The 26,177-nt window shown below is 43.3% G+C and carries 24 protein-coding genes; 7 read left to right on the forward strand and 17 right to left on the reverse strand.

The window, feature by feature from the left end:
• Complete coding sequence (locus tag ACZ5AE_RS24950) at window positions 1-1,476, reverse strand: alanine/glycine:cation symporter family protein (RefSeq protein WP_464567186.1); 1,476 nt, start codon at window positions 1,474-1,476, stop codon at window positions 1-3.
• Window positions 1,477-1,921: 445 nt separating this feature from the next.
• Here ACZ5AE_RS24950 and ACZ5AE_RS24955 point away from each other — a divergent pair, with 445 nt between their 5' ends.
• From ACZ5AE_RS24955 to ACZ5AE_RS24965, 3 genes are read left to right on the forward strand one after another with little or no spacing between them, the layout of a single operon-like run.
• Entirely contained in the window at window positions 1,922-2,998 is a 1,077-nt protein-coding gene (locus ACZ5AE_RS24955; RefSeq protein ID WP_464567187.1) for a BMP family lipoprotein, read from the forward strand.
• Between the two features lie 49 nt (window positions 2,999-3,047).
• On the forward strand, window positions 3,048-4,151 hold the full coding sequence (locus ACZ5AE_RS24960; protein ID WP_464567188.1) for a PfkB family carbohydrate kinase: 1,104 nt from the start codon (window positions 3,048-3,050) through the stop codon (window positions 4,149-4,151).
• A gap of 2 nt (window positions 4,152-4,153) precedes the next feature.
• Window positions 4,154-5,068 (forward strand): pseudouridine-5'-phosphate glycosidase, encoded by a 915-nt coding sequence (locus ACZ5AE_RS24965; RefSeq protein ID WP_464567189.1) that lies wholly within the window; start codon window positions 4,154-4,156, stop codon window positions 5,066-5,068.
• A 39-nt stretch (window positions 5,069-5,107) separates the two neighbouring features.
• Here ACZ5AE_RS24965 and ACZ5AE_RS24970 read toward each other — a convergent pair whose 3' ends face one another.
• The 3 genes from ACZ5AE_RS24970 to ACZ5AE_RS24980 form a co-directional block, all read right to left on the reverse strand.
• Window positions 5,108-6,043, reverse strand: a complete 936-nt coding sequence (locus tag ACZ5AE_RS24970; RefSeq protein ID WP_464567190.1) for a cation diffusion facilitator family transporter — start codon at window positions 6,041-6,043, stop codon at window positions 5,108-5,110.
• A gap of 197 nt (window positions 6,044-6,240) precedes the next feature.
• Window positions 6,241-8,301, reverse strand: coding sequence for a heavy metal translocating P-type ATPase (locus ACZ5AE_RS24975; protein ID WP_464567191.1), 2,061 nt, complete (start codon window positions 8,299-8,301; stop codon window positions 6,241-6,243).
• Window positions 8,294-8,665 carry an ArsR/SmtB family transcription factor gene (locus ACZ5AE_RS24980; RefSeq protein ID WP_464567192.1) on the reverse strand — a complete coding sequence of 124 codons (372 nt, stop codon included), beginning with the start codon at window positions 8,663-8,665 and terminating at the stop codon, window positions 8,294-8,296. The genes ACZ5AE_RS24975 and ACZ5AE_RS24980 overlap by 8 nt, the downstream gene beginning before the upstream one ends.
• A gap of 122 nt (window positions 8,666-8,787) precedes the next feature.
• On the opposite strand from ACZ5AE_RS24980, the gene ACZ5AE_RS24985 reads away from it, so the two are divergent.
• Window positions 8,788-9,468, forward strand: a complete 681-nt coding sequence (locus ACZ5AE_RS24985; RefSeq protein WP_464567193.1) for a YqjF family protein — start codon at window positions 8,788-8,790, stop codon at window positions 9,466-9,468.
• A 9-nt stretch (window positions 9,469-9,477) separates the two neighbouring features.
• On the opposite strand, the gene chrA is transcribed toward ACZ5AE_RS24985, so the two are convergent.
• The 10 genes from chrA to ACZ5AE_RS25035 all read right to left on the reverse strand — a co-directional run bounded on the left by chrA (window position 9,478) and on the right by ACZ5AE_RS25035 (window position 18,736).
• Window positions 9,478-10,650 carry a chromate efflux transporter gene (gene chrA / locus ACZ5AE_RS24990; RefSeq protein WP_464567194.1) on the reverse strand — a complete coding sequence of 391 codons (1,173 nt, stop codon included), beginning with the start codon at window positions 10,648-10,650 and terminating at the stop codon, window positions 9,478-9,480.
• Between the two features lie 319 nt (window positions 10,651-10,969).
• Window positions 10,970-12,244, reverse strand: coding sequence for a group II intron reverse transcriptase/maturase (gene ltrA / locus ACZ5AE_RS24995; protein WP_464567195.1), 1,275 nt, complete (start codon window positions 12,242-12,244; stop codon window positions 10,970-10,972).
• Between the two features lie 543 nt (window positions 12,245-12,787).
• Window positions 12,788-13,318, reverse strand: coding sequence for a chromate transporter (locus tag ACZ5AE_RS25000; RefSeq protein WP_464573732.1), 531 nt, complete (start codon window positions 13,316-13,318; stop codon window positions 12,788-12,790).
• Complete coding sequence (locus ACZ5AE_RS25005) at window positions 13,318-13,896, reverse strand: chromate transporter (RefSeq protein ID WP_464567196.1); 579 nt, start codon at window positions 13,894-13,896, stop codon at window positions 13,318-13,320. The genes ACZ5AE_RS25000 and ACZ5AE_RS25005 overlap by 1 nt, the downstream gene beginning before the upstream one ends.
• A gap of 193 nt (window positions 13,897-14,089) precedes the next feature.
• Window positions 14,090-14,539 carry an Lrp/AsnC family transcriptional regulator gene (locus ACZ5AE_RS25010; protein WP_464567197.1) on the reverse strand — a complete coding sequence of 150 codons (450 nt, stop codon included), beginning with the start codon at window positions 14,537-14,539 and terminating at the stop codon, window positions 14,090-14,092.
• Window positions 14,540-14,603: 64 nt separating this feature from the next.
• Window positions 14,604-14,705: a cytochrome bd oxidase small subunit CydS family protein gene (cydS, locus tag ACZ5AE_RS25015; protein ID WP_464567198.1), complete on the reverse strand. Its 102-nt coding sequence runs from the start codon at window positions 14,703-14,705 to the stop codon at window positions 14,604-14,606.
• 14 nt (window positions 14,706-14,719) lie between these two features.
• Complete coding sequence (locus ACZ5AE_RS25020) at window positions 14,720-15,745, reverse strand: cytochrome d ubiquinol oxidase subunit II (protein WP_464567199.1); 1,026 nt, start codon at window positions 15,743-15,745, stop codon at window positions 14,720-14,722.
• Entirely contained in the window at window positions 15,742-17,091 is a 1,350-nt protein-coding gene (locus ACZ5AE_RS25025) for a cytochrome ubiquinol oxidase subunit I (protein ID WP_464567200.1), read from the reverse strand. The genes ACZ5AE_RS25020 and ACZ5AE_RS25025 overlap by 4 nt, the downstream gene beginning before the upstream one ends.
• Before the next feature lie 297 nt (window positions 17,092-17,388).
• Window positions 17,389-17,931 carry a GNAT family N-acetyltransferase gene (locus ACZ5AE_RS25030; RefSeq protein ID WP_464567201.1) on the reverse strand — a complete coding sequence of 181 codons (543 nt, stop codon included), beginning with the start codon at window positions 17,929-17,931 and terminating at the stop codon, window positions 17,389-17,391.
• 223 nt (window positions 17,932-18,154) lie between these two features.
• A complete protein-coding gene (locus ACZ5AE_RS25035) occupies window positions 18,155-18,736 on the reverse strand; it encodes a putative ABC transporter permease (protein WP_464567202.1) in 582 nt (193 codons plus the stop codon).
• 322 nt (window positions 18,737-19,058) lie between these two features.
• Here ACZ5AE_RS25035 and ACZ5AE_RS25040 point away from each other — a divergent pair, with 322 nt between their 5' ends.
• From ACZ5AE_RS25040 to ACZ5AE_RS25050, 3 genes are all read left to right on the forward strand, one after another.
• Window positions 19,059-19,664, forward strand: coding sequence for a TetR/AcrR family transcriptional regulator (locus ACZ5AE_RS25040; protein WP_464567203.1), 606 nt, complete (start codon window positions 19,059-19,061; stop codon window positions 19,662-19,664).
• A gap of 107 nt (window positions 19,665-19,771) precedes the next feature.
• Complete coding sequence (locus ACZ5AE_RS25045; RefSeq protein WP_464567204.1) at window positions 19,772-20,497, forward strand: ABC transporter ATP-binding protein; 726 nt, start codon at window positions 19,772-19,774, stop codon at window positions 20,495-20,497.
• A complete protein-coding gene (locus ACZ5AE_RS25050) occupies window positions 20,494-21,549 on the forward strand; it encodes an ABC transporter permease (RefSeq protein ID WP_464567205.1) in 1,056 nt (351 codons plus the stop codon). The genes ACZ5AE_RS25045 and ACZ5AE_RS25050 overlap by 4 nt, the downstream gene beginning before the upstream one ends.
• Before the next feature lie 53 nt (window positions 21,550-21,602).
• Here the strand turns inward: ACZ5AE_RS25050 and ACZ5AE_RS25055 are convergent, their stop codons facing one another.
• The 3 genes from ACZ5AE_RS25055 to ACZ5AE_RS25065 all read right to left on the reverse strand — a co-directional run bounded on the left by ACZ5AE_RS25055 (window position 21,603) and on the right by ACZ5AE_RS25065 (window position 26,122).
• Window positions 21,603-22,796, reverse strand: coding sequence for a PDZ domain-containing protein (locus ACZ5AE_RS25055; RefSeq protein WP_464567206.1), 1,194 nt, complete (start codon window positions 22,794-22,796; stop codon window positions 21,603-21,605).
• Between the two features lie 293 nt (window positions 22,797-23,089).
• Window positions 23,090-24,565: a S41 family peptidase gene (locus tag ACZ5AE_RS25060; RefSeq protein WP_464567207.1), complete on the reverse strand. Its 1,476-nt coding sequence runs from the start codon at window positions 24,563-24,565 to the stop codon at window positions 23,090-23,092.
• A gap of 273 nt (window positions 24,566-24,838) precedes the next feature.
• Window positions 24,839-26,122 (reverse strand): murein hydrolase activator EnvC family protein, encoded by a 1,284-nt coding sequence (locus tag ACZ5AE_RS25065; RefSeq protein ID WP_464567208.1) that lies wholly within the window; start codon window positions 26,120-26,122, stop codon window positions 24,839-24,841.
• Window positions 26,123-26,177 lie beyond the last annotated feature (55 nt).

The following is a 26,177-nucleotide window of genomic DNA, read 5'->3' on the forward strand; positions in this document are numbered from 1 at the left end:
TTAATTTGCTACACGTTTCTTTTCATCTTTTTCAGACTTTTTATAACCATCAGCCCAGAAATCTGCATTCTTGATACCCAATTTAGTTGAATTGAACTCTGGATCCAGCCCTTGCTTCAGCTGCGCTTCATAATCCTTTAAAGCAATATGTGCTGGTTTGAATAATAAAAGAATTGCCAGCAAGTTCAACCATACCATGATTCCAAGTCCGATATCCCCCATGGCCCAGGCTGTTGCTGCTGTTTTTACGGACCCATAGAAAGTGGCACCTAAAAGGACAATCTTTAAAACTGTCATAGATAATTTCCTATTTTTCCCTTTTACTAGATAGGCAAGATTTGTTTCTGCAATATAGTAGTAGGCAAAAATAGTTGTAAAAGCAAAGAAGAATAGAGCAATGGCAATAAATCCTGAACCTAATCCAGGCAGGATGGTGTCAACTGCAGCTTGTGTGTATGCAGGACCACTCTCCACTCCCTTGAGGTGTTCAACTAGGACTTTGCCCGTTTTTTCATTAATGGTATTATACGAATTTGTAAATAGAATCATAAGTGCAGTCGATGTAACGACTAGGAATACATCAAGATAAATCGAAAATGCTTGTACAAGTCCTTGTTTTGCCGGGTGTGATACTTCTGCGGCAGCTGCAGGGTGGGCACCTGTACCTTGTCCTGCTTCATTCGCATATAGACCGCGTTTTACACCCCACATAATGGTGGAACCGAGGATACCGCCAAACATTTCCTCTGCTCCGAAGGCACTCTTAAAAATAAGAGAAAATACTTCTGGAATTCTATCAAAATTAACCGCAATGATGGCAATCGCAATTAATAAATATCCTCCTGCCATAAAAGGCACGACAAATTCTGCGACTCTAGCTATCCGCTTAACCCCGCCGAAAATAATAAGACCCATTAGGAACACAACAACTAAGCCAGTAACCGTCCTGTCAATGCCAAAAGCATTGCTGACGCCCTCTGCAATAGAGTTTGCCTGAATACCCGGCATCAATACAGCCATAGCAAGGAGAGTGGCAATTGCAAAAATGACGGCAAACCATTTCCACCCAAGTCCCTTTTCAATATAGAAGGCCGGACCGCCTCGATATTCACCGTCTTGCTTTTCCTTATAGATTTGCGCAAGGGTGGACTCCACAAAAGCAGATGCTGCACCGATAAAGGTAATCACCCACATCCAAAATACGGAACCAGGTCCTCCGAACGCAATACCCGTTGCCGTTCCAGCAATGTTCCCGACACCTATACGTCCAGATAAGGACATGGCCAATGCTTGAAAGGAAGATACACCCTCATTGGAACTTTTACCAGAAGAGATTAAACGTATCATTTCTTTAAAATGACGAATTTGCAAAAATCCAGTTCGGACACTAAAGTAGACTCCTACGGCTACAATAAAGACGATGAGTGGCGGACTCCATAAAAAATCTGTAACGCTTGTGACCAGTTTCTCAAACATAAAATTCCCCCTTTGTTATGTACTACAAATTTTCCCCTAAAGATGTTCTATAACAAGGTGACAAAAAAATTATATATTAATTGAGGATAGTATTTCAATAAAATTATTTTTCTATTTCGACTTTACTGAAAACTTTTTGCCTATTGACTTTTCAGTGGTTTTTATTTATATGACTGGAGGCTTGCTAACTCACACGGTACTAGTAACACTGCCAAGCCTCCTTAAAAAGTTGTCATTTTAGTAAAAAATTAACTACTTTTATTAGATTCTCCATATCGATTTCGTTTAAATAGCACTTGAAATGTTTATTTGGGAAATACTATTGCATAGTAATCTGGTTTAAAAATGTTGACCTAGAATTTTTTAAGACGTATAATACAAACGTTAGTTTAACCCACAAACAAAAGTTTATAACACTCAACTACAACTTAGGGAGGCACACAAAATGAAAAAACGTAAATTTGGTATGGCACTATCACTTGTTCTTGCAGCCGGCACACTCTTGGGTGCATGTGGAAAAAGTAACGATAACGATAACACTGGCGGCGGCAAAAAAGACACATTTTCTGTTGGTATGGTGACTGACATCGGTGGTGTCGATGATAAATCCTTTAACCAATCTTCTTGGGAAGGCCTGCAAGCATTCGGTAAGGAAAATGGATTGAAGAAAGGGAGAGGCGGGTATGATTACCTTGCTTCCAAATCGGATGCCGATTATACGACAAATTTAAATAGACTTGTTCGTGAAAAATTTGACTTAGTATATGCGATTGGCTTTTTAATGCCATCGGCAGTTGAAGAAATCGCTAAACAACAGAAGGATTCTAAATTTGCCATCGTAGATGCAGAGGTAAAGCTTCCAAACGTAGCGAGCATCCTTTTTAAAGAGCAAGAAGCCGGTTTTCTTGCAGGAATAGCAGCGGCAAAAACAACAACAGCTAACCATATCGGATTTATAGGCGGAATGGAAATTCCCGTGATTGAACGTTTCGAATCTGGTTTCTTAGCTGGAGTTAAAGCTGTAAAACCGGAGGTACAAGTAGATGTTCAATATGCAGGTGCATTTGATAAGGCTGAGGTTGGACAAGCAATCGCTTCGAAAATGTATTCTTCAGGAGCGGATGTCATCTTCCACGCAGCGGGTGCCACTGGGGTAGGGCTATTCAAAGAAGCTAATGACCGAAAGTCAAAAGATCCTAGTAAACAGATTTGGGCAATTGGTGTAGACCGTGACCAATCTGATATGGGCCAGGATGTAGTACTTACCTCTGCTTTAAAACGTGTTGATATTGCGGTTAAAGACCTTGCCACTAAAACAAAGGATGGCCATTTCCCAGGCGGTAAAGTAGCGCTGTACGGTTTAGCAGAAGATGGTGTCGGACTAGCACCAATCAATCAAAAAGCAGCAAACAAAGCCGATATTGAAGCAACCGTTAAAGACTGGGTTGAGAAAATCAAATCAGGTGCTGTAAAGGTTCCTGAAACACGTGATGAATTAAAGACATTTAATCCAAAACAATAATAGGACTGATCAGGCGATTTAAGATTAGTGTTATTTATGGGGTGAGTTTATGCCTGAAAAACTGACAGAGAAAGAACAACTGATTCTCGATTTAATCCGGAAAAACCCCTATATTTCGCAGCAAGAGCTTGCGCAAAATTTAGAATTGTCCAGGCCTTCGATTGCTAACATGATTTCTGGGCTGATCAAAAAAGGCCATATTTTAGGCAGGGCGTATATATTAAGTGAATCACAGCATGTCATTTGCATTGGCGGAGCGAATATTGACCGTAAATTTCATATTAATGGGCAGGCACAGCTGGGTACTTCCAATCCCAGCTATGTCACCCAGAATGCCGGCGGGGTTGCCCGGAATATCGCAGAAAACCTAGGACGCCTAGGACTTGAAGTTTCACTTATATCGGCTGCCGGCGCTGATAAAGACTGGACCATTATTGAGGATTCCTCAGCGTCATACATGAATTTAGAGACTGTCTCCAAATTCCCAGAAAAAGCAACGGGTTCCTATACGGCCGTTCTTGACTCCTACGGCGAATTAGTCATTGCGCTTGCGGATATGGATGTATATGAAACCATCACACCGGCATTACTGCGGAAGCATGAGGGATTCTTAAAACAATCAAAATGTATCATCGTAGATTTAAATTGCCCAAAAGAAACAGTTCAATATTTGTGCCATTTTGCCAAAATCCATAACCTACCTATCGTCTTAATACCAGTTTCATCACCAAAGATGACTCGTTTGCCAGATGAACTCGATGGAGTAACATGGCTCATTACGAATCGGGATGAATCGGAAACCTATTTTCAGCACGAAATCAAAAATGATTCAGATTGGAAAAACGCAGTAGAAAAATGGCTGTCTCTGGGGATTTCCAATGTGGTCATAACTAACGGAAAAGAAGGCTCCATGATTGGGAATAGAGAGGAAGGCATTTTCCATGTCCCCCCTATTGAAGCGAAGGAAATCGTCGATGTAACTGGGGCTGGAGATGCTTTTTCTTCGGCTGTTATTTACTCCTGGTTAGAAGGTATGACATTATTGGAAATTGCTAAGGCCGGAAGTATCAATGCATCGAAAACACTACAATCACCATATACGGTTCGACAGGATTTATCTGCAGAACAACTAATAAAAGACTTGGGGGAATAGTCATGATAGAATATATTACATTATCTGAAGAAGTACGTATTGCAAAGGAACAAGGAAAACCAATCGTTGCCCTAGAATCTACGATTATCTCTCATGGCATGCCTTATCCGCAAAATGTCCAAACAGCCCGCGAAGTTGAGCAAATCATCCGTGACAATGGTGCCGTTCCTGCTACAATCGCCATCATTGATGGAAAAATTAAAATCGGATTATCAGATGAAGAGTTAGAAATGTTCGGGAAAAGTTCAGGAGTAGCAAAAGCATCAAGACGTGACCTGGCTTATTTACTTGCAACTAAAAAACTTGGAGCAACCACAGTAGCTGCGACGATGATCTGCGCAGAATTGGCCGGAATCAATATCTTCGTAACTGGCGGTATCGGCGGCGTTCACCGTGGAGCCGAAACTACTATGGATATTTCAGCAGATTTAGAGGAACTTGGACAAACAAATGTGGCCGTCATTTGTGCGGGTGCCAAATCAATTCTCGATCTAGGATTAACAATGGAATATCTAGAAACAAAAGGCGTACCAGTTATCGGTTATCAAACTGATGTCCTCCCTGCCTTCTATACACGCAGCAGCGAATTTCTATTAAACCTGCGTGCTAATGATGTCGATGAAATTGCTTCTACATTAAAAGTAAAATGGGATTTAAATCTAAAAGGCGGTGCTGTAATTGCCAACCCGATCCCTGAAGAACATGCCATGGAAGAGGAATTTATTAATGGTGTCATCGAAACAGCATTGAAAGAAGCGGCAGAACGCCACATCACCGGTAAAGATGTGACACCATTCATGCTCGGAAAAGTGAAAGAACTTACAGAAGGAAAAAGCTTGGACGCCAACATTGCATTAGTTAAAAACAATGCGGTTGTCGGGGCAAAAATCGCTGTAAGCTTTAATGCGATGAATTAACGTTTGAATTTTAAAAGGAGCCTTGACGGGCTCCTTTTTTTAATTACACGTTCCATGCGGACTCGGACAGCCTATTGCTTCTTTTTCAACCTGAATGGTGCTGTGTTCGATATGAAAATCATCATGGAGAATTTTCTGCGATTGGGCGAGAATTTTATCATGAACCCCGTTATCATAGATGGTGACATGGCAGCTTAACACCGGGTACCCGGAGGTAATGGTCCAAATATGGAGGTCATGGACTTCCTTTACATATGGAATCTTCCCCAACGCTTCCTTCACCTGATTTATATCAATTTGTGTCGGCGCCCCTTCCATTAAAATATGGAAAGAATCCTTCGTGACCCGGTACCCGCTGATTAGAATCAGCACAGCAACAATAACGCTGGCAATCGGGTCGGCGATTCCCCAGCCGAGGAACATAATAAGCAATGCCGCGATAATAGCCCCAACAGAACCGAGCATATCGCCAAGAACGTGAAGGAATGCGCTGCGGACATTCAAATTTTCATCCTTGTCGCCGTTCATTAAAATCCAGGCAGCTGCGATGTTAACTAATAATCCGATAATGGAAATGATCAGCATCCCTGTGCTTTGAATCTCCGGAGGATTGAAAAAACGATGGAAGGCCTCGTAAAAAATATAAATCGAAATTAGAATCAATGTTAGTCCGTTTAAAGCAGCCGCAATAATTTCAAATCGTTTATAACCATACGTTTTTTCCTGAGAAACTGCCTTTTCCCCAAGCTTGATTGCGTAAAAGCTCAACCCTAGTGCAGCGGCATCGCTGAGCATATGCCCTGCATCAGAAAGCAGCGCCAGGCTGTTAGTTAAAAGTCCGCCGATGACTTCCACAACCATGAAGGCTGCTATTAATATAAAAGAACTTAATAACGCCTTTTTATTGCTCGTATGTGAATGACCGTGTGAATGGCCATGTCCGTGTCCATGATGGTGATGATGATGGTGACCCATGTTTATCCCCCCATTAGCCTATTTGTTACGGGCCAGCGATTTCTCTTTTTCTAAAACGAAAATATTACGATTACGGTTAGTTTTTTCTGATCTTGATTTTTCGATACATAGTGGTTCATATATGATGGAAAGCGGATTTTTAAATGGATAATGGCGTTCTAAAATATATAAGAGAAAATTCTAAAAAAACAACACTTTCAGTCCTTCACCCGAAAGAGACGCAATCCATTTAAAGTGACAATCAAGGTCATCCCCATGTCTGCGAAAATGGCAATCCAAAGGGTCAGCCAGCCTGGTACAACAAGCTGCAGAGCCAATAGCTTTACCATTATAGACAGAGTAATATTTTGTTTAATAATCCGCAGGGTTTTCCGGCTTAGTTTTATCATAAACGGCAGCTTATTCAAATCATCATTCATTAATGCGATGTCGGCTGTTTCCAGCGCCGTGTCTGTTCCGGCGCCGCCCATCGCGATTCCAACGGTCGCACCAGCCAAGGCTGGAGCGTCATTGATACCATCGCCAACCATCGCCACTCTCCCAAATTGTAATTTCAATTTTTTTATAAAAGCTAATTTATCCTGTGGTAAAAGTTCAGCTTCAACACCGCTAACCCCTGCATGCTGGCCAATCGACTCGGCCGTCGCTCGGTTGTCTCCGGTCAGCAAAATTGTCTGTTTAATTCCTAGTTGTTGAAGACGTTCAATGACGCTGCGGCTACTGTCGCGGACCTCGTCAGCAACCGCAATCAAAGCCAGAATACCTTTTTCCGAACCGACAATCATCACTGTCTTCCCCTGGTTTTGCAAAAGGGTAATTTGGCTTTGAATCACCAAGGGGATTTCCGTAAAAAGCTTTGCGTTTCCGACCAGATATTCCGTGCCGTCCACTAAGCCCTTAATACCCTTTCCAGTTATCGATGTAAAATTTTCAACCGTGAATTCGTTGTGAGCCGCCATTTTTATTATCGCACTTGCAAGCGGATGCTGAGACTTACTCTCCAGTGCGGCTGCTTTTTCAAGCAGACTTTCGTCACCGCTGAAATTGATATAATCGGTAACAGCCGGGACGCCTTTCGTCAATGTACCTGTTTTGTCAAAAGCAATCGCTTTTAAGGCGCCTGTCTCCTCTAAAAAGCTGCCGCCTTTGATAAGAACCCCGTTTCGCGCGGCATTTCCGATGGCAGTTACAATCGCAACAGGGGTGGAAATCACCAAAGCGCATGGACAGCCGACTACTAACACAGCGAGCCCTTGGTAAATCCATTCTTGCCAGTTAGCTCCTAAGAATAGTGGCGGGAAGATGGCAACTAAAGCTGCAACCGCCATAATGACAGGCGTGTAATACTGGGCAAACCGGTCGACAAAAGCTTGAGACGGCGCCTTTTCCGCCTGCGCTTCCTCCACCAAATGAATAATTTTTGCAATGGCCGTGTCCTCGATCAGCTTTGTGACCTTTATTTTTAAAAAGCCTTCTTCATTGAGCGTTCCTGCAAATACTTCATCATTGACGGACTTTTCAACTGGAACCGACTCTCCTGTAATGGCAGCTTGATTTACGGAGGAAGCCCCCTCAACAATTACTCCATCCATGGCAATCCTTTGCCCGGGCTTGGCGAGCATAATGTCACCTATTTCAATATCCTCGGCTTTTAACGTCAGTTCACTGCCGTTTCGGACAACCACAGCTTCTGCCGGCGCCATCTCCATCAGTGAACGAATCGAAGCCCGCGCTTTATCCATCGAGTATCCCTCGAGCACCTCGCTGATAGCGAACAGAATAACAACAACAGCCCCTTCACTCCACTCGCCGATCATCGCCGCCCCGATAATCGCAATCGTCATCAGCGTTTTCATATCAAACTCCAGGCGAATTAAGTTTCTCAAGCCAGTTTTAAAAAGAGGAAATCCTCCTAGTAAAATTGCTGCAGCAAACAGGATGTTAGTTGTAAAAAGGTACCCGGCGACCAGGAACAGCAGGGACAGACCCAGCAGCGAATACCGCTTCCAAAACGGTTCTTTTGGTGCGGGGGCCCGCTTTTCTTTTTCCGGGTAGATGATTATCTTTTCAAACGCTCCAGCTTCATTCAGTTCTTCCAAACTAGCATTTCCATAGACAGTGAGCTTCGAAGCTCCGAAATTGACCTGTGCATCAACAACACCATCCAGGTGTTTCACGTTCTTTTCGAACTTGGCAGCACAGCTCGTTCAGGAAAAACCCTGAACGCGGTAAACTTGTTTTTCAAGCGCTTCACCCACGGTCCATCACCTCCACCTGATGCTCAAAGGCAATATGAATTAATTGTTTTACATGGTCATCATCAAGGGAATAATAAACTAACTTGCCCTCTTTACGGTATTTGGCGAGGCCAAGGCTTTTTAAATGGCGCAAATGGTGCGATGCCGTTGCCGTTGTCGCCCCGACGATATGGGCCACATCGCAAACACAAAGCTCGTCTTCGAGCGTTAGTGCATAGGCAATTTTCATCCGTGTTTCGTCAGACAATGCTTTAAAAAGCTTGGTGACTTCTAGGATATGCAAGCTGTTCTCAAGCTGCTGCTGGACCCGCGCCGTTTTTTCACTATCCACACAATTAATCTCACAAACATCGCGTTCCTTCATGGTGACACCCTCTTTATTCAAATATTCGTTTGAATATATCATATTCAAATACAGGTTTGAGTGTCAAACTTTTTATTCAAATGATGATTAGAATGTTATTTCTACAAAAGAGAGGTATAAAAATGGATTTTTGGATGATAAAACAAACCTGGGAGCATTTGATGTTTATGCATTGGGAGGCAGAAGCGAAAACAATAAGATCACTTATCCCGCGGGAGTTGGAGTTAGATTTATTTGAAGGAAGGGCATGGGTGACCATTCTTCCCTTCAAGGTTACACACCAGCGATTACGTTTTTTTCCTGAGCTGCCTCTTTTGAATCATTTTTTAGAATTGAACGTTCGTACATACGTTAGGTACCGAGGGATTCCAGGGGTTTACTTTTTCTCGCTCGATGCGAACCATCCGCTTGCTGTTATGGGGGCTAAGGCGGCTTCCCTACCTTATCGACTGGCAAATATAGAAATGGGGCTTCATAAAGAGGAAATTGTTTTTAACAGCAAGCGGAAGTTTAGGAATGGTAAATTTTCAGCCGTTTATGAGCCTATTGGAAAGGCTGCCCCACTGGTTCCGGGCAGTCTCGATAGCTGGCTGCTTGAAAGATATACGCTGTTTTCGAAGTGGGGGAAACTGCTGTTACGGGGAGATGTACAGCATGAAAGGTGGAAGGTCAGTTCCGCAAAAATTAAAATCTTAAAAAACACAGTTGCTCCTGTTCCATTAAATGAGGAGCCCAATCTTTTTCATTACGCTTCGAAAAAGGAAGCTTTTATTTTTCCATTAAAAAAGCCGCTCCAGGAGTAGAACGACTTTTTACACTATAGAAAAAAGGGAACCTCCAATTATTCCTAATACCACCACAATCCATGGCGGCAGTTTCCAATAAGCCAACATGGAGAATAAAACGGTAGCAAAGGCAAAATCCTGTGGGGCGTGAATCGAACTTATCCAGATAGGATTATAAAAGGCTGCAATCAGAATCCCAACTACTGCAGCGTTTACTCCTATTAGGGCTCCTTTGATTCTCGGGCTCTTCCTTAGGCTGTTCCAAAACGGCAGCGTTCCAAAAACAAGTAGAAAGGCTGGCAAGAAAATTGCTATTATTGCAATAAGGCCGCCACGCCAGCCATCGATTACCGCCCCAATATATGCGGCGAAGGTAAACAAGGGGCCTGGTACCGCTTGAGCTGCCCCGTACCCTGCTAGGAATTCCTCTTTTGACAGCCAGCCGGTCGGAACAAATTCGCGCTCTAGCAGCGGCAGCACAACATGACCGCCGCCAAACACCAGTGCTCCTGAGCGATAAAAACTATCGAACAACGCAAGCACACTAGCGGAGGTTACTCCTCTTAGCAGTGGGAAAATAATCAACAAGCCGAAAAAAATGACTATGCAGATCACCGCAAAACGCCTTGAAATAGGAAACCTGGTATTCCCTGCTTCCAGGTCAGTTTCATGATTTTTAAAAATCAACACCCCTACTACCGCAGATAGCAATATAATAGCTATCTGAGAATAAGCAGTTTGCCATAGTAATACTGTTACAATTGCAGCAAGTGCGATGGCCTTTGTCGGTTTATTCGGCGTCAATTTTTGCGCCATCCCAAGTATGGCTTGGGCAACCACTGCAACAGCCACAATTTTTAACCCGTGAATCCAGCCGGCATCATTTATTTCCATTCCTTTAAGAAAAAGCGCCAGAAGAATTAGGACAGCCGCCGAGGGAGCGGTGAATCCAATAAATGCCAAGATTCCGCCAACTACTCCGCCGCGAATGACTCCAACCCCAATTCCCACCTGGCTGCTGGCGGGGCCGGGAAGGAATTGACACAATGCCACCAGATCGGCATAGCTTTTTTCATCCAGCCATTTACGGCGCCGGACATATTCTTCATGAAAATAACCCAAATGAGCGATGGGGCCGCCAAATGAGGTTAAACCAAGCCTTGTTGAAACAAGTAAAATTTCGATTAGTGTCTTAAGCACATTATTTCTCCTATTTTTATTAACTTAAATTTCGGTAAGTCATTCTAAGATACCTTTATTCTAGCATGCCTCTTCTAAATTTTATGGTATATTCCGATGAAATGATTGCTCTTAAAAATTATTTGCGGATTTATTTCGGATTTCAGCGGATACTTTCAAGAGTTCGGCGGATAATCCCCAGGATTTGGCGGATACTATCCTGAGTTCGGCGGATAACCGCCACATCAATCCCTGCAATCGAGTAGAGGGAAAATAACTTAAATTATTTTCGCCCCTCTCACAACACCGTACGTACGGTTCGCGTATACGGCGTTTCAATTTATATTACAGTGTGTACTTTTAAGTAGCGTTCTAAAGCAGAGGGGACTCCCCTCTGCTTTAGTCTTTTGTTTGAGATTGCTCTTTGGACAACTTTCGATAATCCGATATACCGATAACCTTTTCGGCAGAAGGTTAATCCTTTCGCTTCTTCTTCAGGTATCCCTAGTTGAATTAGCGACTTGATTTGTTTTCTAGGAACTTTCCATTGTTTCCAAATGATTACTCTTATTCTTGAGCGTAGCTTCATATCTATTTGGGTCAATACTTTTTTCATGTTTGCGATTCTAAAGTAGTTCACCCAACCGAAGATGACTTGTTTTAGCTTAAGAATTCTGAAATCTAAAGAGACGCTCCCGTTTCGTTTTGTGAGTTGTCGTAGTTTTCTTTGAAATTTTTGTACTGATTTTGGGTGTGGTTTCACTTTGTATTTCTCAGTTTTAAAATCATAGTAAAATCCAAATCCTAAGAATTTTAACTCTTTCGGGCGGGAGATTTTACTCTTTTCTGCATTAACTATTAACCCTAATTTTCCTTCAATAAATCTCACGATTGACTTCATCACTCTGTTCGCTGCTTTCTCGCTCTTCACAAAGATTAGGGAGTCATCAGCGTATCTAACGAAACGCAATCCTCTACTTTCTAGTTCCTTATCTAGTTCGTTTAACATAATATTACTCAATAATGGACTGAGGTTCCCTCCTTGCGGAGTCCCAACGGGAGTGTCTTCATAATTCCCATTTACCATAACTCCACTTACTAAGTATTTTCTGATTAACGAGATGACATCACCATCATCAATCGTGTTGGCAATAATCCGCATTAGTTTATCGTGATTGACTGTATCGAAGAATCTTTCAAGGTCAATGTCTACCACCCAATAGTGTCCATCATTCAGAAATTCCAAGCCTTTTATAATAGCCATCTCACAGCTTCTTTTTGGTCTAAAGCCGTAACTGAATTCGCTGAATTGCTTTTCAAATATCGGACTGAGAACTTGATGAATGGCTTGTTGAACTACTCTATCCACTACTGTTGGTATTCCCAACTTGCGCATCTTGCCATTTTCTTTTGGGATCTCCACTCTTAAGGCAGCTTGTGGTTCGTATTTTCTTGTTCTAATGCGCTGGCGAAGTTCATCCTTGTTCTCTTTTAGATATTGTTTTAGTTCACCGACTGTCACTCCATCGACTCCACTCGCACCTTTATTTCTAAAGACACGCAAGTAAGCTTCGTTCATATTTTGGTTACTTAGAATCCGTTCTAAAAGTTCCACACTCGTTTCTCCTTTCCTCTCACGTAGTAAGTGATATCTCTCATTTTGGTTATCCTTTGAGGTACGCTCATACTTTCCCATTAACACATTCGGAGTACGTCACTTACGCATTCGCGGTGTTGAAACACTATAAATTGTTCAGCCCTTCATGAATTAATTTCACTACTATGGCTTCTGCTGACTTCTTGCGGCTAACCTTTTTCGACTGTACTTATGTACATCCGCAAGACCTCCCAGGGTAAGACAACTATCTTTCCTCTTTTACTCGCCTAATTTACTCTACAAAGTTACGCACATCTTTTTGGACTTTGACTTGTTGTGGAGCCTCATCCCTTTGTAAGGCCTTAGTATCAGGTTTCTGTACGTCGAGCCAAGATTTTATTCCACGCTTCCTCCAACCCTTATCTCACGATAAGTACCTTGCGCTTCCTTAGTGGTTGGTCAATGTGTACCCCCACAGTGGACTTTCACCACCTAGATAGTTGCCATGCCTGGCACACACAAAAAAGAAGAACCTTGATGGCCCTCCTTAAATAGGTATATTCAACTCAAAAACACTGCTCCATAACCAAGTGCACCCATAATCACGAACGCTGGGTGAATTTTTAGTTTTTCCATCAATACATAACTGGCAATGACAAGAAACAAGGTTTGCCATATGCCGATATTAGAATAGGAGCCCGAAAAGAAGTTATAAGCCATGACTCCAAGCATGACAGCAATGGCTGGCCTTACGTACAGAGTCATTTTCTTCACTTTCGGGGAATCTTTAAATTTATACAACAAACCCAGCAGCGAAATCATCAAGATCAGTGACGGTGCAACTGTGGCGAACACGGCAACGATTGCTCCAAAGATGCCGCCTTGCTGATAGCCGATATACCCCGCCATCTTTGTCGCAATCGGGCCGGGCAGCGAGTTTCCGAGTGCCAGCACTTCGCTGAATTCCTGAACCGTCAGCCAGCCGTAATGGTCCACCACTTCGTTTTCAATCAGCGGAATGGATGAAGGACCGCCGCCATAGCCAAGAATGCCAGGGATAAAGAACGCCAAGAAGATTTTCCACTGAAGCATCATATTGTTTTCCTCTCCTTTTCAACGACTTCCGTTTCCCCCTTTTTCCCGCGGCCAAATAGCGCCCAAGCCAGCAGGCCGGCAATAAGGACCCCTGGGTGAATCCCGAGGATTTCCATAATAACAAAACTCACTACGACCATTGCCAAATTGCCTTTCCAGCCCATCCCCTTCTGACCGTTTTGGAAAAATTGCCAGGTCAAGACAGCTAGCATAACACCCACAACCGGAACGACCGCTTTCGTCATTCCTTGCACCCACGGCTGGTCTTTAAAGGCAGACAACGACGTCAGCAAGACAATCATTAAGGCGATGGTCGGAAGAATCGACGCAAGGATCGCTGTGAAAAGACCAAGGATTCCTGCCACTCGATATCCAATGTATCCTGCCATTTTTGTGTTAATGGGACCAGGAAGGGCGTTCGCGAGAGCCAAAGTGTCGCCAAACTCTTCATCATTCATCCATTTAAAAGTTCCCACGACTTCTTTATGGACAAGCGGAATCGCAGAGGGGCCGCCGCCAAACCCAAGCATTCCTGACCTAAAAAAAGCCACAAACAAATCAAGATGTTGTTTCATTCTTATCAAATCCTTTTCACACGAAACTATTTGTTAAAAGATATATGCCATATCATTTCGTTTGTTAACCAAAAAGATGAATATCATTAACAATTGGAATAATTTAGATTTTTCATCATTTTAACGCACATCCAGAAGACTGTCTATTATTTTTTTCAAAAAAAAATAATCCTTGGAGGATAAACTCCAAGGATTATAGTTTTAAGCCAGTACGGCTTTTGAAGCGGCGCAACATGATCTGGCTTTCGACTCGGGTGATGCCTTCGACCGCGTAAAGCTCCTGGTTAATAAATTTTTCAAGCGAAGCAAAATCCTCAACGAGAACGTGCATATGCAGGGTACTCGGTCCTGTCATCTGATAGCAGCTTGCTACATTTGGGTTATTGGCGAGTTTTTCCGCCACCGAAACAAGATACGCTGGCTCGCAATCAACCTCAAAAAAAGCAGATACCTTTTTCCCGACCGCTTCAGAATTAATAACTACGCTGAATTTTTCAATAATGCCCGACTCTTCCATGCGATTAACACGTTCGCGGACCGCCACCCGTGACAAATTTAGTTCCTTGCCGATATCAGCATAGGACGCTCGTCCGTTCTCAGCCAGGATGGCAAGAATTTTTCGATCCATTTCATCTATTTTCATCAAATCTCATTCCCTGTAAATGGATGTTTTCGTTCATTTTATCATAATTCACAGGTAATGAAATTTATTTTTTAACTGCATCATCTATACCGGCAGCCCAGAACGCGGCGGCCACAGAAAGAAATATTACCATAAACGGCGCATAAAACATTAAGAATTTTTCCAAAAGGAGACCCTCCTTTATACATGATCATTGCGGTTACCCTGCACATAATCCTTGTTGAACAAAAACAGCTTTAGCAAAAGATACAGCGATGGAATGAGCAAACAGAGTCCTGCAATAAAGGCCGTCACCAGTGCAGTGGCCATCGCTTTATTCGTAAAGCCGTCATAAATCGTCAAGTACGGGTACATCAGGTAGGGATAATGTGATATTCCGTATGCAAGGAAGGCGGACGTAAACTGCCCTGCCAATAGCACAAAAGCAAACCCATAGGCAATCCTCCTCCACAGCAAGTACACGGTTCCTGCAAAAAATATAACCGACAACCCGAACAACCACCATAAATCAAGAAGACGCTCATAGTGTTCAGTATTATGTGTTCTCAATTCGACAATAATCCCGGCAGCCGTAATAATAGCAGGTCCCGCCCAGGCAAGGGCATATTTTCGAAGCAGATTGGCTGCATTATAATCCTTCGCCTTTTGGGCATACCACGTCAAAAATACAGCGGATATATACAGAACGGAAGTCAAACTTAACAACACAATACTCCACGATAACGGGCTGGTAAATAACACCCAGTAGTTGAGCTCAGGTCCGCCTTTCGTAATTGTGACAAAGCCGCCTTCGGAAATAACCAGCACGATTGACAAGGAGGCAGGAATGAATAACCCCGTCAAGCCATACAGAATGGTGTACCGTCTGTGCTTCAGTCCTCCATAGGTTGTAAAAGCATAATAGGCACCGCGAATCGCCAGGAGTATCGTCGCAATACTAGCCGGAACAAGCAGAGTAGACCCGTAGTAATAAGCTGTTTTTGGAAAAAATCCAACCATCCCTACAAAGAAAAAAACTAAAAATACATTGGTAACTTCCCAAACTGGAGAAAGGTAGCGCTGAATCACTCTAGTTAAAATATGCTCTTTTTCCGTAACAACACTGAATGCATTGAAGAACCCAGCGCCAAAATCGATGGAGGCAACAATGATATAGCCAAACAAAAATACGCCTAGAACCGTTATTCCAAGTATTTCGAGCGTCATTTAAGGTCACCTGCCTTTTCCGCGTCGCGGTCCGCCAGTTCCTGTTCAACCGGATTTTTGCGAAACATCCTAATTAGGACGAGAATACTGCCAATCCCAAGGATGAGATAAAGCAACGAAAACAACATTAACATCGTATCGACCTGACCGCTGCCCGTGGCTGCCTCACTTGTCCCCATGATTCCGCGAAGAATCCACGGCTGCCGTCCTACCTCGGTCATCCACCAGCCTGCTTCAATGGCAATCACCGACAATGGCCCACAAAGTACCAGCAGCCAGCCAAACCATTTTTTAAAAATAATCCGCCATTTTCGATGCACACCGAGAACATAGACAAAAGAAAGAAACGTCAAACCCATTCCGATGGTGACCATTGAATCGAACAGGTAGTGAATATAAAGGGGAGGCTCTTCGTTATCGGGGAAACGGTCGAGCCCAATTACTTCTGCATTTGGCTTACTGTGTGCCAAAATACTAAGACCAAATGGAATTTTTAAAGCATATTTCACTTCCCCATTATCAAGAACGCCGTACAGATAAAGCGGTGCACCTTTCTCTGTTTCAAAATGCCACTCCGCTGCAGCTAGTTTTTCATGCTGGTATTCAGCCAGGTATTTTCCGGAAAAATCGCCGATTACTGCGGTGGCCACGGAAAAGATCAGGCCAAGCTTCATCGTTAAAAAAAGAGCCTTTTTATGATACACATGCTTGGAGTCCTTTACGAGAAGGCGGTAAGCCCCGATGGAAGCCAGGACAAACGCAGAGGCCATATAGGCCGTGGACAAGACATGGGCAACTTTTGTCGGCATCGCCGGATTGAACATCGCAACCAGAGGGCTGACATTCACCAGCTGCCCTTTTACAATGTCAAAGCCTTGCGGCGCGTTCATAAAGGCGTTGACGATGGTAATAAATATGGCTGAAAAGGATGCACCCAATGCAACAGGAATTAATAGAAGAAGGTGCTTCTTCTGATTTTTGAAGCGGTCCCAGGTGTAAATGTAGATACCCAGAAAAATGGCTTCAAAGAAAAAGGCGAACGTTTCCATAAACAGCGGCAGGGCAATGACATTTCCGGCCAACTCCATGAAATTCGGCCAGAGGAGGGATAGCTGCAGACCAATCGCCGTTCCGGTCACGACACCCACCGCCACCGTGATAACAAAGCCCCTCGTCCACCTTCTTGCTAATAAAATATAGTGTTCATCCTGTTTCTTGATTCCCACCCATTGCGCAATCATAATCATTAGCGGTACCCCGACACCGATCGTTGCATATATGATATGGAAGGATAGAGTCAGCTCGGTTAAAACCCGGCTGAAGAAAACCGCTTCTTGGTTAACCATTTCTCCTCACTGGACCACCTTTCTAAAGAATTGTTATGTATGTCACATTGGTGGGTAGGAATTTTTTCGCAAGCGTCCTTATGTTCTCCATTCCATCGGATTTTCATTATCCTGAAAAAATCCGGCCAATGATGGATAGTGCCATGATGGCCGCTACGGTAAAGGCGAGCCAAACTAGCATCCGTTCTTGTTTTTTATAAATAGGAATCACTCTCCCATTCAATAATTATTGTTAATTTACTTCAAAATGGTTTTTTATATAAAAACAGAAGAAGAGAAGCGTCTAATTCTTCTCTTCTACTCTATTTCATTTAAAATCGACATCTGAAGATGGTCTTCCCAGTTCCCATTAATCTTAATATTTTTCCGCGCAATCCCTTCTTTTTCAAAACCTGCTTTTTCAAGAACACGGATGGAGCCAACATTAGAAGGCATGACACCAGCGGCAATCCGGTGGAGTCCGAGTTCCTTGAAAGCATAATTAACTACTAGCTTCACTGCTTCCGTCATATACCCTTTTCCGTTGTATTGACGATCAAGGCTGTAACCGATATAACAGCTTTGAAAAGAATCCCTAACTATATCGAATAATTCAATATCGCCAATTAACTCATCCGTTTTTTTTAGAAAGATGCCAAATGAATATTGGGTTTCTAGTTCCCGGCACTGGATAACAAACCGTATCGACCTCAATTGGTGCTCAAATGAGTAAAAGTGCTCACTACGTTTAGGTGAAGTTTCTTGGAAAAACTCCCGGTTTTTGATTGTAATCTGTGTCATCGCTTTCGCATCCTTCTCCTCCAGAAAGCGAAGATAAATCTCCTTTCCTTCCAGTCTCATAATTTTTCCCCTCTCCGATTCGGATATTCCCAATTCTACTTTTATTCTATAAATATATTCACCAGAAAGCATAAAAATCTATATAAACAAAATTACACATTCATTAAAAAAACTCCTTCTTCCTGCGAAAAAAGGAGCAATTGCAAGCTGCTGTGTGACTATGATGTCAAGCAGCCTACTGGAATTATTCAATTTTGCTAACGTTTTCAGAGAACAGCACCTGCTATTCGACAGTATCTAGATTACTAATAGTTTCAGGCCCTTGGACGTACTTCCGTACTGTCAGCGCCAAATCGGCGATGAAATATAACATGAGGGCAGGCCATGTCCAGTTCCATAGCGTTTCTGAAGCCTCATATAATGTGATAATTGCAGGATGAACCCATTTTAGACATATGAGCGAGAGCACACCCCAGCATAGGGAAAATGGCAGACAAATGTGGCCGTGCAACTGCATGGGCATGCCGGAATAATCCCACCACTGCTTCCTGAAAAATTTCTGCAGCAAGGCACCGCTTATGTATTCCACCACGGTGGGAATCGTGAAACATAGCAGCAGCACGATCATCCAATGAAAATCTGATTTAGTCAGCATAACTAGCAGTATAGGCACAAAGCCATACATCGGTTTAAACGGTCCGTACAAAAAATTGGCTTTAATAAAAGTCCCTTTTGTAAAGAAGTTATAGCTGTTTTCAAGCATCCAGCCGAAAAAGGAGTAGATCGTAAAATAAAAAACGATGGAGGCAGCTTCTTCAAAAAGGAAATTTTGCGCATGGATACCATTTAATATGCTAATCAGCATCGCAATCACCTCTTTAAATTAGGAAATCCATCGTTTATGGTTAGCAGAGCCTCGCAAAAATATTCGGAAATTCAATTTTATTTCCTGTTTTTTGGTAATACTTTCGTCATTTTGTCGTTTACTTTCCAAAAAAGAGTCTTACTTTCCAAACCTGCATGTTTACTTTCCTGTTTTGACAAATTACTTTCCAATTTTGATACTTTACTTTCCAACACAAGAATCCTTTTAACCATCTTTCAATAAATCAACAATGTGTTGATTAATATCCGCACCATTTATTATATTTAATTTAGAAAATAAATATTTCTTGGAGGCACTGAAAATGGCTAACCAAACACACGATAAACGAGCTGCCCGAACGAAAATGCTGATTCGTGATGCCCTGACAGAGTTAATGGAGGAAAAAGGGTTCGAAGGCGTAACGGTCAGGGAATTAACAGAAAAAGCGCAAATGAACCGCGGCACGTTTTACCTGCATTACCGGGATAAATACGACTTGCTGGAGCAAAGTGAAGAAGAAGTTCTAAAAAAAATAGAAGGCATAGCAAGTGAAATCAATCCAAAGGATGCACTTCTCTCTATCAATCAGGATGAGCCCTTTCCTGTCATTCTAAGGTTGTTTGAACACTTTCAAGAGAATGCCAGGTTTATGAAGGTTGTTTTAGGTCCAAAAGGGGATCCCTCCTTTCAAGTCAAATTTAAGGAATTAATCAAACAGCAATTTTTTCAAAATATTGCTTTAAAACTTAATGTAGAAGACATGCTAGTTCCTCCGGAATACCTCATCGCCTTTGTCAGTTCCGCCCAATTGGGGCTGATTCAACACTGGCTGAAAACCGACATGGAAAAGCCGCCAAAAGAAATGGCCTTAATCGCTGCGAAAATGATCCTATTGGGACCTGGGCATGTTATCGGGGTTAAAAGATAACAATGAACACTTTGCCCGATATTGTTCATTGTATTTCCAGCAGCGGCATTTTAATATGAAGGTATAAAGGAACTCAACATCGTGTTGAGTAAAAGGGGGATTTGTGGATGAATCCAGCCATTAAGGTAGAAAAGGTCAGTAAGAGCTTTAGCAAAAAGATCGTTCTTCAGGATGTCGACTTTACGATTGAAAAAGGCCAGTTATACGGGCTGATTGGGCCATCGGGTGCGGGAAAAACCACACTGGTCAAAATGATAGTCGGGATGGAAAAGGCTGACAGTGGAGAAATCCAGGTGTTAAACACAAAAATGCCGAATCTCGCTATCCTCCAGGAAATTGGCTACATGGCGCAATCCGATGCATTATATGCCGAGCTGACCGGGGAAGAGAATCTGAAATTTTTCGCATCGCTCTACAAATTGAAAAAGGAAGAACAGAAAAAACGGATTGCTTACACTGCCGGGTTAGTAAATCTGACAGAAGACCTGAAAAAGAGGGTGTCTGCATATTCCGGCGGGATGAAACGCCGGTTGTCACTGGCGATTGCGTTAATCCAGAATCCGAAAATCTTAATCTTGGATGAGCCGACCGTCGGTATTGATCCGGAGCTAAAACTGTCAATCTGGAATGAACTCCTCCGACTGAAAAATGAGGAAGAAAAGACCATTATCGTAACGACCCATGTGATGGATGAAGCGGAAAGATGCGATTATGTTGCGATGGTTCGTAATGGACGAATTTTAACAAATGGCACGCCGGCAGAATTAAAGGAGAAATACCAAGTCGAACGGTTTGATGAAGTATTTTTAAAAGCAGGGGTGAAGCAATCATGAGGATTACAGCGCTGATTAAAAGAATTGCCCAGCAGCTGCTCCGTGATAAACGAACGCTTGCGTTAATGTTCGTTGCCCCGTTACTAATACTGACCCTGATGTACTTTTTATTTAACGGCAACACAGTTGATCCAAAATTAGGTGTAGTTAACATCGATGAGAGTCTTGTAAAAGTCCTAAAAAAGGCGGATATCACCATAAAGGAATATGAGAAAGCTGGCAAGAATACCGTTACCGACCATAACCTTGATGGCTTGCTCGTTCAAGAAAACGGCAAACTTAAATTAACGCTGCTAAACGCTGACCCTTCCAAGGCGAAAGCTTTGCAGATGAAGGTCAATCAAGCGGCCGCATCGCTTGCCCAAGCCAAACTTATCCAGCAGAACCCAGCATTGGCAGGGATGATAGCGCAAAAGATGGAAACCAAATATGTTTATGGAGATAAGGACACGGCCTTTTTTGATGTCTTAAGTCCGATTCTGGTAGGTTTCTTTGTCTTTTTTTTCGTATTTCTTATTTCTGGAATCGGGCTCTTGCGTGAGCGGACAACGGGTACACTGGAGCGTCTCATGTCGACACCAATTCGGCGGGGGGAAATCGTCACAGCCTATCTAGTCGGTTACGGAATGTTTGCTGTTATTCAGACGGTTATTGTTGTTTTTTACGCTATTAATGTTCTGGATATCGTTCTTGCTGGATCGATTTTGCATGTGATTCTGATTAATTTGCTTTTAGCATTAGTGGCCCTTTCTTTAGGGATATTGTTATCATCCTTTGCCGCTTCCGAGTTCCAAATGATGCAGTTTATCCCGATTGCCGTTGTGCCGCAAGTGTTTTTCGCCGGGATTTTCCCGCTTGAAGGAATGGCCAATTGGCTGCAGGCCATCGCTAAGGTCATGCCAATGTATTATGCCGGCGATGCCTTGAAAAGTGTTATGTATAAAGGTGAGGGACTCGGTGATATTTCGGGGGATCTCACAGCACTTGTCATCTTTGCCGCCATCTTTATCGTGCTCAATATTTTTGCATTGAAAAAGTACCGGACATTATAGAAAAGGAAAGCCGAGGGATTCTGTGTCCCCCGGCTTTCTCCATTTTTATAGCATTACCCTGTCTTTTTACCATATTTCCGTTGTTCCTGTACAAAAAGGATACCGAGTTCATGATGGTCACCTTCGAAAAGGGCGCGCTGGACGAAGCGGATCTCTCCGTTTGTATCGAGAACGTCGAGCTTGCAATGGGCCCGATTCTTTTGCAGCGCCTCATAAAATGTCGACTCATCACGAATTTGCATTCCATTCATTTTCGCAATGGTTTCCCCAACCTTGAGGCCCATTTTATCTGCCGGTGATTGCGGAATGATGCCAATGATCATTAAGCCGTTATTTTTTTTCGAAAAATAAACTGGTTTGTTGTCATCCTTTAAGTATGCGAATAATGAGATAGCCTCCCGGCCGATGACAGCAAGTCCGACAGTCACAATCGAGGATAGCGGATACCAATAGCCTGCCACTGAAAGTAAGGTAATCAATACACCTAGCGTAATGACTTGGCGGCCAAGCTTATTAACGGCTTTACTTGGAAGCATGCCTTTAATTTGCTGATGAAAACTGATGGCGAAAGGGACTAGAATAAGAGAATATTCAGTAACACCCAAATGAAAAACCGGCCACCAATCGAATGGCAGTTTTAGCGCATTTCCAGGTACCAGCATAAGCATTGGCAACATCCAGAGACGCTTCACCTCATGGGCCCCAATGCTTTGGCCTCGTTTGCTCTTGACCAGCTTTGGCGAGGTCCCCTTGGTGCCATTTTTTAAAATAAGGATCCCTTCAGCGATTATGAGGAAACCCAAAATGACCACGATGGACGGATAAATCCTGTCGTTAATCTGGTTAAAGGCTTTTGAGAAAAACGGAATCGACCAATTGTTTTGCGCAAACAGGATGACTGCAAAGAAAGCGGCCCCGACCGTGTAAGCCGGCGATATCCAGCGGACATTGGTGGTCAGTGACCACAATAGGGTTGTCCCCGCGATTAGCAGGATTGCCGCAAATGGCACAGCGATTCCCACGGCGGCTACAATGACCGAAAGAATTAAGCCTATCATAAGCCCAAGAGGAAACAACTGCCGCAATTCAAAATAGGCATCCTCGGCCCGAACATGGAAATTTTCCCGTTCACGTTTTACCCTCATTACACCCAAGATTCCTGCAAGGAAAACGAGATAGTATAAAACAGGATGAAGAAATAACTTGCCTGTCCCTTTGAGAAGTTCCACAAGCCATATTTGTACCAAATCCTGTCACCTGCCTCTATCAAAGTTTCTAGTAATGGAATATAAGAGTCTCTAAGTTTTATTTTACCAAATTAAAAAGATAAAACATATTGCTAGATTATAGAAACTATTAAATTAGTTAATTTGGAGTGGGCGTGTTTTAGGGGGATTGCTGTTATTCGTCGAATCGGGCCGGATGTCCCAATTTATGAAGTCAACTTGATAAAGCTATCTGCCAACTAAACCGGATTCAGGAGCACAAAAAAGCAGCTGCCCTCTTTCCAAGGGCCGCTGCTCTGCTCCAAAACGATACCCTATTTCGCCGCCAGTCTTATCGCCGCTTGCAGCTGCAGGTCGTTTTTCTCTTTTTTCATTTCCTTCATCGCGGCTTCCTCTAGTTTGGAGGCTGTTTTTGCATCAATTTTCCCGGTAACAGGGAGGCCGTGATTTTGCTGAAAACCTTTCACGGCTGCCGCAGTTTCCTCACTGAAATAACCATCCGTCCGCCCTGGGGCAAGCCCCAAACCGTCTAGAATCTCCTGAGCGTTCTTCACCTGTTCATTATTCATATCCTTAACAAGGGACTTTTCTATCTGAAGTGGATGGGTTGTGAAGATAGCCGGCTGCTTAACGGCAACATCTGGCTTAATCCCCTTCTTATGAATCCAATTTCCATCCGGGGTCAGCCATTTATATAAGGTCAGCTTGATGTTGCTGCCATCCTCCATCGGCATAGCCTGCTGAACAGTACCCTTGCCGAACGTCTTCTCGCCGACAATCGGGTAACCGGCCGCTTCTTTTAACGCTCCAGCTAAAATTTCCGAAGCTGAAGCACTGCCTTTGTTTGTAAGAACGACTACCGGATACGGCTTTTTCTCAGTGATCGTTGAAAAAAAGCGCCTCTTATCGCCGTTTCTCTCCTGAATTTGAACGTACGGTTTGTCATTGGGAATAAACTCTTTTAAAATCTCGTCAACACTCTCGAGGAGTCCGCCCGGGTTGCCGCGCACATCAAGCACGAGCCCTTTAATTTTGTCACCCTCTAACTCTTTTAAGCTCTTTTTAAAATCTTCATCTGTTTGATCGGAAAATGATGTAATCTCGATGTATCCAATTTTTTTTCCGTCCTGCTTTTTGACTGAGGAATGGACAGTCTCAAGCGGAATTTCATCGCGCTTAACTTTTACTGTCAATGGTTCCTTGAGTCCTTTTCTGGCAATCTCTAAAGTGACGGTTGTCCCCTTTTTGCCGCGAATTTTGAGGGTCGCTTTATTCAGATCCAGCCCTTCAACAGAGGCCCCGTCCACTTTTAAAATTTGATCATTTGGCTTGATTCCTGCTTTTTCAGCTGGCGAATTTTTAAAAGGCGAAACAATGACAATTTTGCCGTCAACCATTCCCACTTCGGCACCAATTCCTTCGAAGGAGGATTCCAATGTTTGTGTAAATTGCTGGGCTGTATCCTTATCCATATAAACAGAATATGGATCCTTTAGTACTGAAAGCATCCCTTGGATGGCTCCCTCAACCAGCTTATCTTGGTCTACTTTTTCAACATAATTGTCTAGGATCAGTTCATAAGCCTTTTCCACCTTCTTCAAGTCCTTGACTTCCGTTTCGGATGCCGCCGTCTGGACTTTGGCCGCTCTAGGCTTGTTTTGTGGAATGAGCGCCTGTTCTTGCTGGGAGGATGCATCATTTTTCTCTAAAAACTGCATACCCGCATAGGTGCCGCCTGCCCCTGTTATCAGCGCCCCTGCCATCATCAAGGCTATCCATTTTTGATTCATTCAAAGGTCCTCCTCATCTAGTACGCCTAATAATCTATTTTCTAAAAAGGCTCCGAATTCCTGCCCGATTATTAAGATATATGTAAGGAATGGACGAGTTATGAGTGGAACCGAGTATAAATGAAAACACGCCGATTGGCGAGTCCGTTAGGACCGTTCATGGTGCGTTGTTGAATTTATGCGTTAAGAAGTCATAATTTGAAGAAATATATACTTCCTATTAGCAAAAAGAAACAGGCGGAGCATACGCCCCGCCTGTGTAAGTTATTATTTTTACAACGGCACAATTCCCACCGGATTGATTGCTGCATGATATTGCCATTTGCCTCTGTATAGCTCGAAGTGCAAGTGCTGGCCGTGGGAGTCTCCTGTGTTACCCATAACCCCGATTTGCTGGCCTTTTTTCACGGTTGTGCCTTCGCCAACCATTCTCGTGCTCATATGTGCATAAACGGTTGTGTAGTACTGCCCGTTGATATTATGCAAAATATAAACAACGTTTCCATAACTGCTTGAGAAATGCGATACATACACTTCTCCATCGGCAGCGGCAACAATCGGTACAGTACCCGCCTTGGCAATGTCGACGCCGTAGTGGAAGCTGCCATCTCGCCCGCCGAATCCTGAAGTAATGATACCTGCAGTAGGTCTTGTGAAGCTGCCTCCCGAAACCGGTGGTGCTACAGCTACATTATTGCTCACATTGCCGGACGGCTTAGCAGCTGCTGCAGCGGATGCGGCGGCGGCGGCGGCGGCGGCGGCGGCCGCGGATGCTGCTGCTGCTTCCTGGGATTTGATGGATTTTTGAATTGCAGCCTCTTGAGCAGCAAGTATCTGCTCCTGCTCCTGCATGTCCACTACATATTCCTGTGCCTCAGCCTTTTGGTCAGAGATAATAGCCAAAAGATTATCTTTTTCAGCTCGTTGAGCGCTTAATTGGTCGTTCATCTTTTTCAAATCGGCTACCATATTTTCCAGACTAGCAAGATCCGATTCTACTTTTTTCTGCTTTTCTTCCACTTCAGCTTTGTCAGCCTCGTGCTGCTTCAAAATATCCTGATCCGCCTGCATGAATGTGGCTACTGCGCTTGCCCGGTCAATAAAGTCACTGAAATTCTGTGATCCTAGCAAAACATCCAGGTAATTTATGACAGTTCCATTTTCCTGATAACTGCGGACCCGGTCCTTCAAAAGGATACTACGCTTTTCAATCCGTTCCTGCAAGGCCTTTATATCTTCCTGAAGCTTCGCGATTTCAGCCTTTGTTTCGTCAATCTTTGCCGTTTTTTGATTGATTTTACTTGTTGTGTCGTTGATAGCAGCTTCAATACGGCTGATTTCATTGTGAACACTGTTTTCTTGATTTTGCAGGTCATTAATTTTTGCATTTGCATCGTTAATTCCTGATTTAAGTTCGGACCGCTGACTTTGAATTTTGTTCTGCTCGCCCTTCAGACTGGAAATGGAGGCTGCTTCTGTTGTCAGAGGTAATCCTCCAAAGACAGTCCCAAGCCCGACTGTTGCAGCGGCGGTCAGCGTAATCATCGTTTTCTTCATTCCGATTTCTCCCTCGTTTCTCTCTTATAGGTTAATCGTTGTTTTTTATGTATCT

It is taken from the genome of Neobacillus sp. S1227, from assembly GCF_055385255.1.

Excerpts from the sequence above, each read along its gene's own strand:
- ACZ5AE_RS24960 (WP_464567188.1), top strand. The coding sequence starts at position 3,048 with ATGCCTGAAAAACTGACAGAGAAAGAACAACTGATTCTCGATTTAATC.
- ACZ5AE_RS25000 (WP_464573732.1), bottom strand. The coding sequence starts at position 13,318 with ATGCTTCAGTGGAAAATCTTCTTGGCGTTCTTTATCCCTGGCATTCTT.
- ACZ5AE_RS25040 (WP_464567203.1), top strand. The coding sequence starts at position 19,059 with ATGGCTAACCAAACACACGATAAACGAGCTGCCCGAACGAAAATGCTG.
- ACZ5AE_RS25060 (WP_464567207.1), bottom strand. The coding sequence starts at position 24,565 with ATGAATCAAAAATGGATAGCCTTGATGATGGCAGGGGCGCTGATAACA.
- ACZ5AE_RS25030 (WP_464567201.1), bottom strand. The coding sequence starts at position 17,931 with ATGAGACTGGAAGGAAAGGAGATTTATCTTCGCTTTCTGGAGGAGAAG.
- ACZ5AE_RS25045 (WP_464567204.1), top strand. The coding sequence starts at position 19,772 with ATGAATCCAGCCATTAAGGTAGAAAAGGTCAGTAAGAGCTTTAGCAAA.
- ACZ5AE_RS25035 (WP_464567202.1), bottom strand. The coding sequence starts at position 18,736 with ATGCTGATTAGCATATTAAATGGTATCCATGCGCAAAATTTCCTTTTT.
- ACZ5AE_RS25065 (WP_464567208.1), bottom strand. The coding sequence starts at position 26,122 with ATGAAGAAAACGATGATTACGCTGACCGCCGCTGCAACAGTCGGGCTT.
- ACZ5AE_RS24970 (WP_464567190.1), bottom strand. The coding sequence starts at position 6,043 with ATGGGTCACCATCATCATCACCATCATGGACACGGACATGGCCATTCA.
- ACZ5AE_RS25020 (WP_464567199.1), bottom strand. The coding sequence starts at position 15,745 with ATGACGCTCGAAATACTTGGAATAACGGTTCTAGGCGTATTTTTGTTT.
- ACZ5AE_RS25005 (WP_464567196.1), bottom strand. The coding sequence starts at position 13,896 with ATGAAACAACATCTTGATTTGTTTGTGGCTTTTTTTAGGTCAGGAATG.
- ACZ5AE_RS24950 (WP_464567186.1), bottom strand. The coding sequence starts at position 1,476 with ATGTTTGAGAAACTGGTCACAAGCGTTACAGATTTTTTATGGAGTCCG.
- ACZ5AE_RS24955 (WP_464567187.1), top strand. The coding sequence starts at position 1,922 with ATGAAAAAACGTAAATTTGGTATGGCACTATCACTTGTTCTTGCAGCC.
- ACZ5AE_RS24980 (WP_464567192.1), bottom strand. The coding sequence starts at position 8,665 with ATGAAGGAACGCGATGTTTGTGAGATTAATTGTGTGGATAGTGAAAAA.
- ACZ5AE_RS25010 (WP_464567197.1), bottom strand. The coding sequence starts at position 14,539 with ATGAAAATAGATGAAATGGATCGAAAAATTCTTGCCATCCTGGCTGAG.
- ACZ5AE_RS25025 (WP_464567200.1), bottom strand. The coding sequence starts at position 17,091 with ATGGTTAACCAAGAAGCGGTTTTCTTCAGCCGGGTTTTAACCGAGCTG.
- ACZ5AE_RS24965 (WP_464567189.1), top strand. The coding sequence starts at position 4,154 with ATGATAGAATATATTACATTATCTGAAGAAGTACGTATTGCAAAGGAA.
- ACZ5AE_RS25050 (WP_464567205.1), top strand. The coding sequence starts at position 20,494 with ATGAGGATTACAGCGCTGATTAAAAGAATTGCCCAGCAGCTGCTCCGT.
- ACZ5AE_RS24985 (WP_464567193.1), top strand. The coding sequence starts at position 8,788 with ATGGATTTTTGGATGATAAAACAAACCTGGGAGCATTTGATGTTTATG.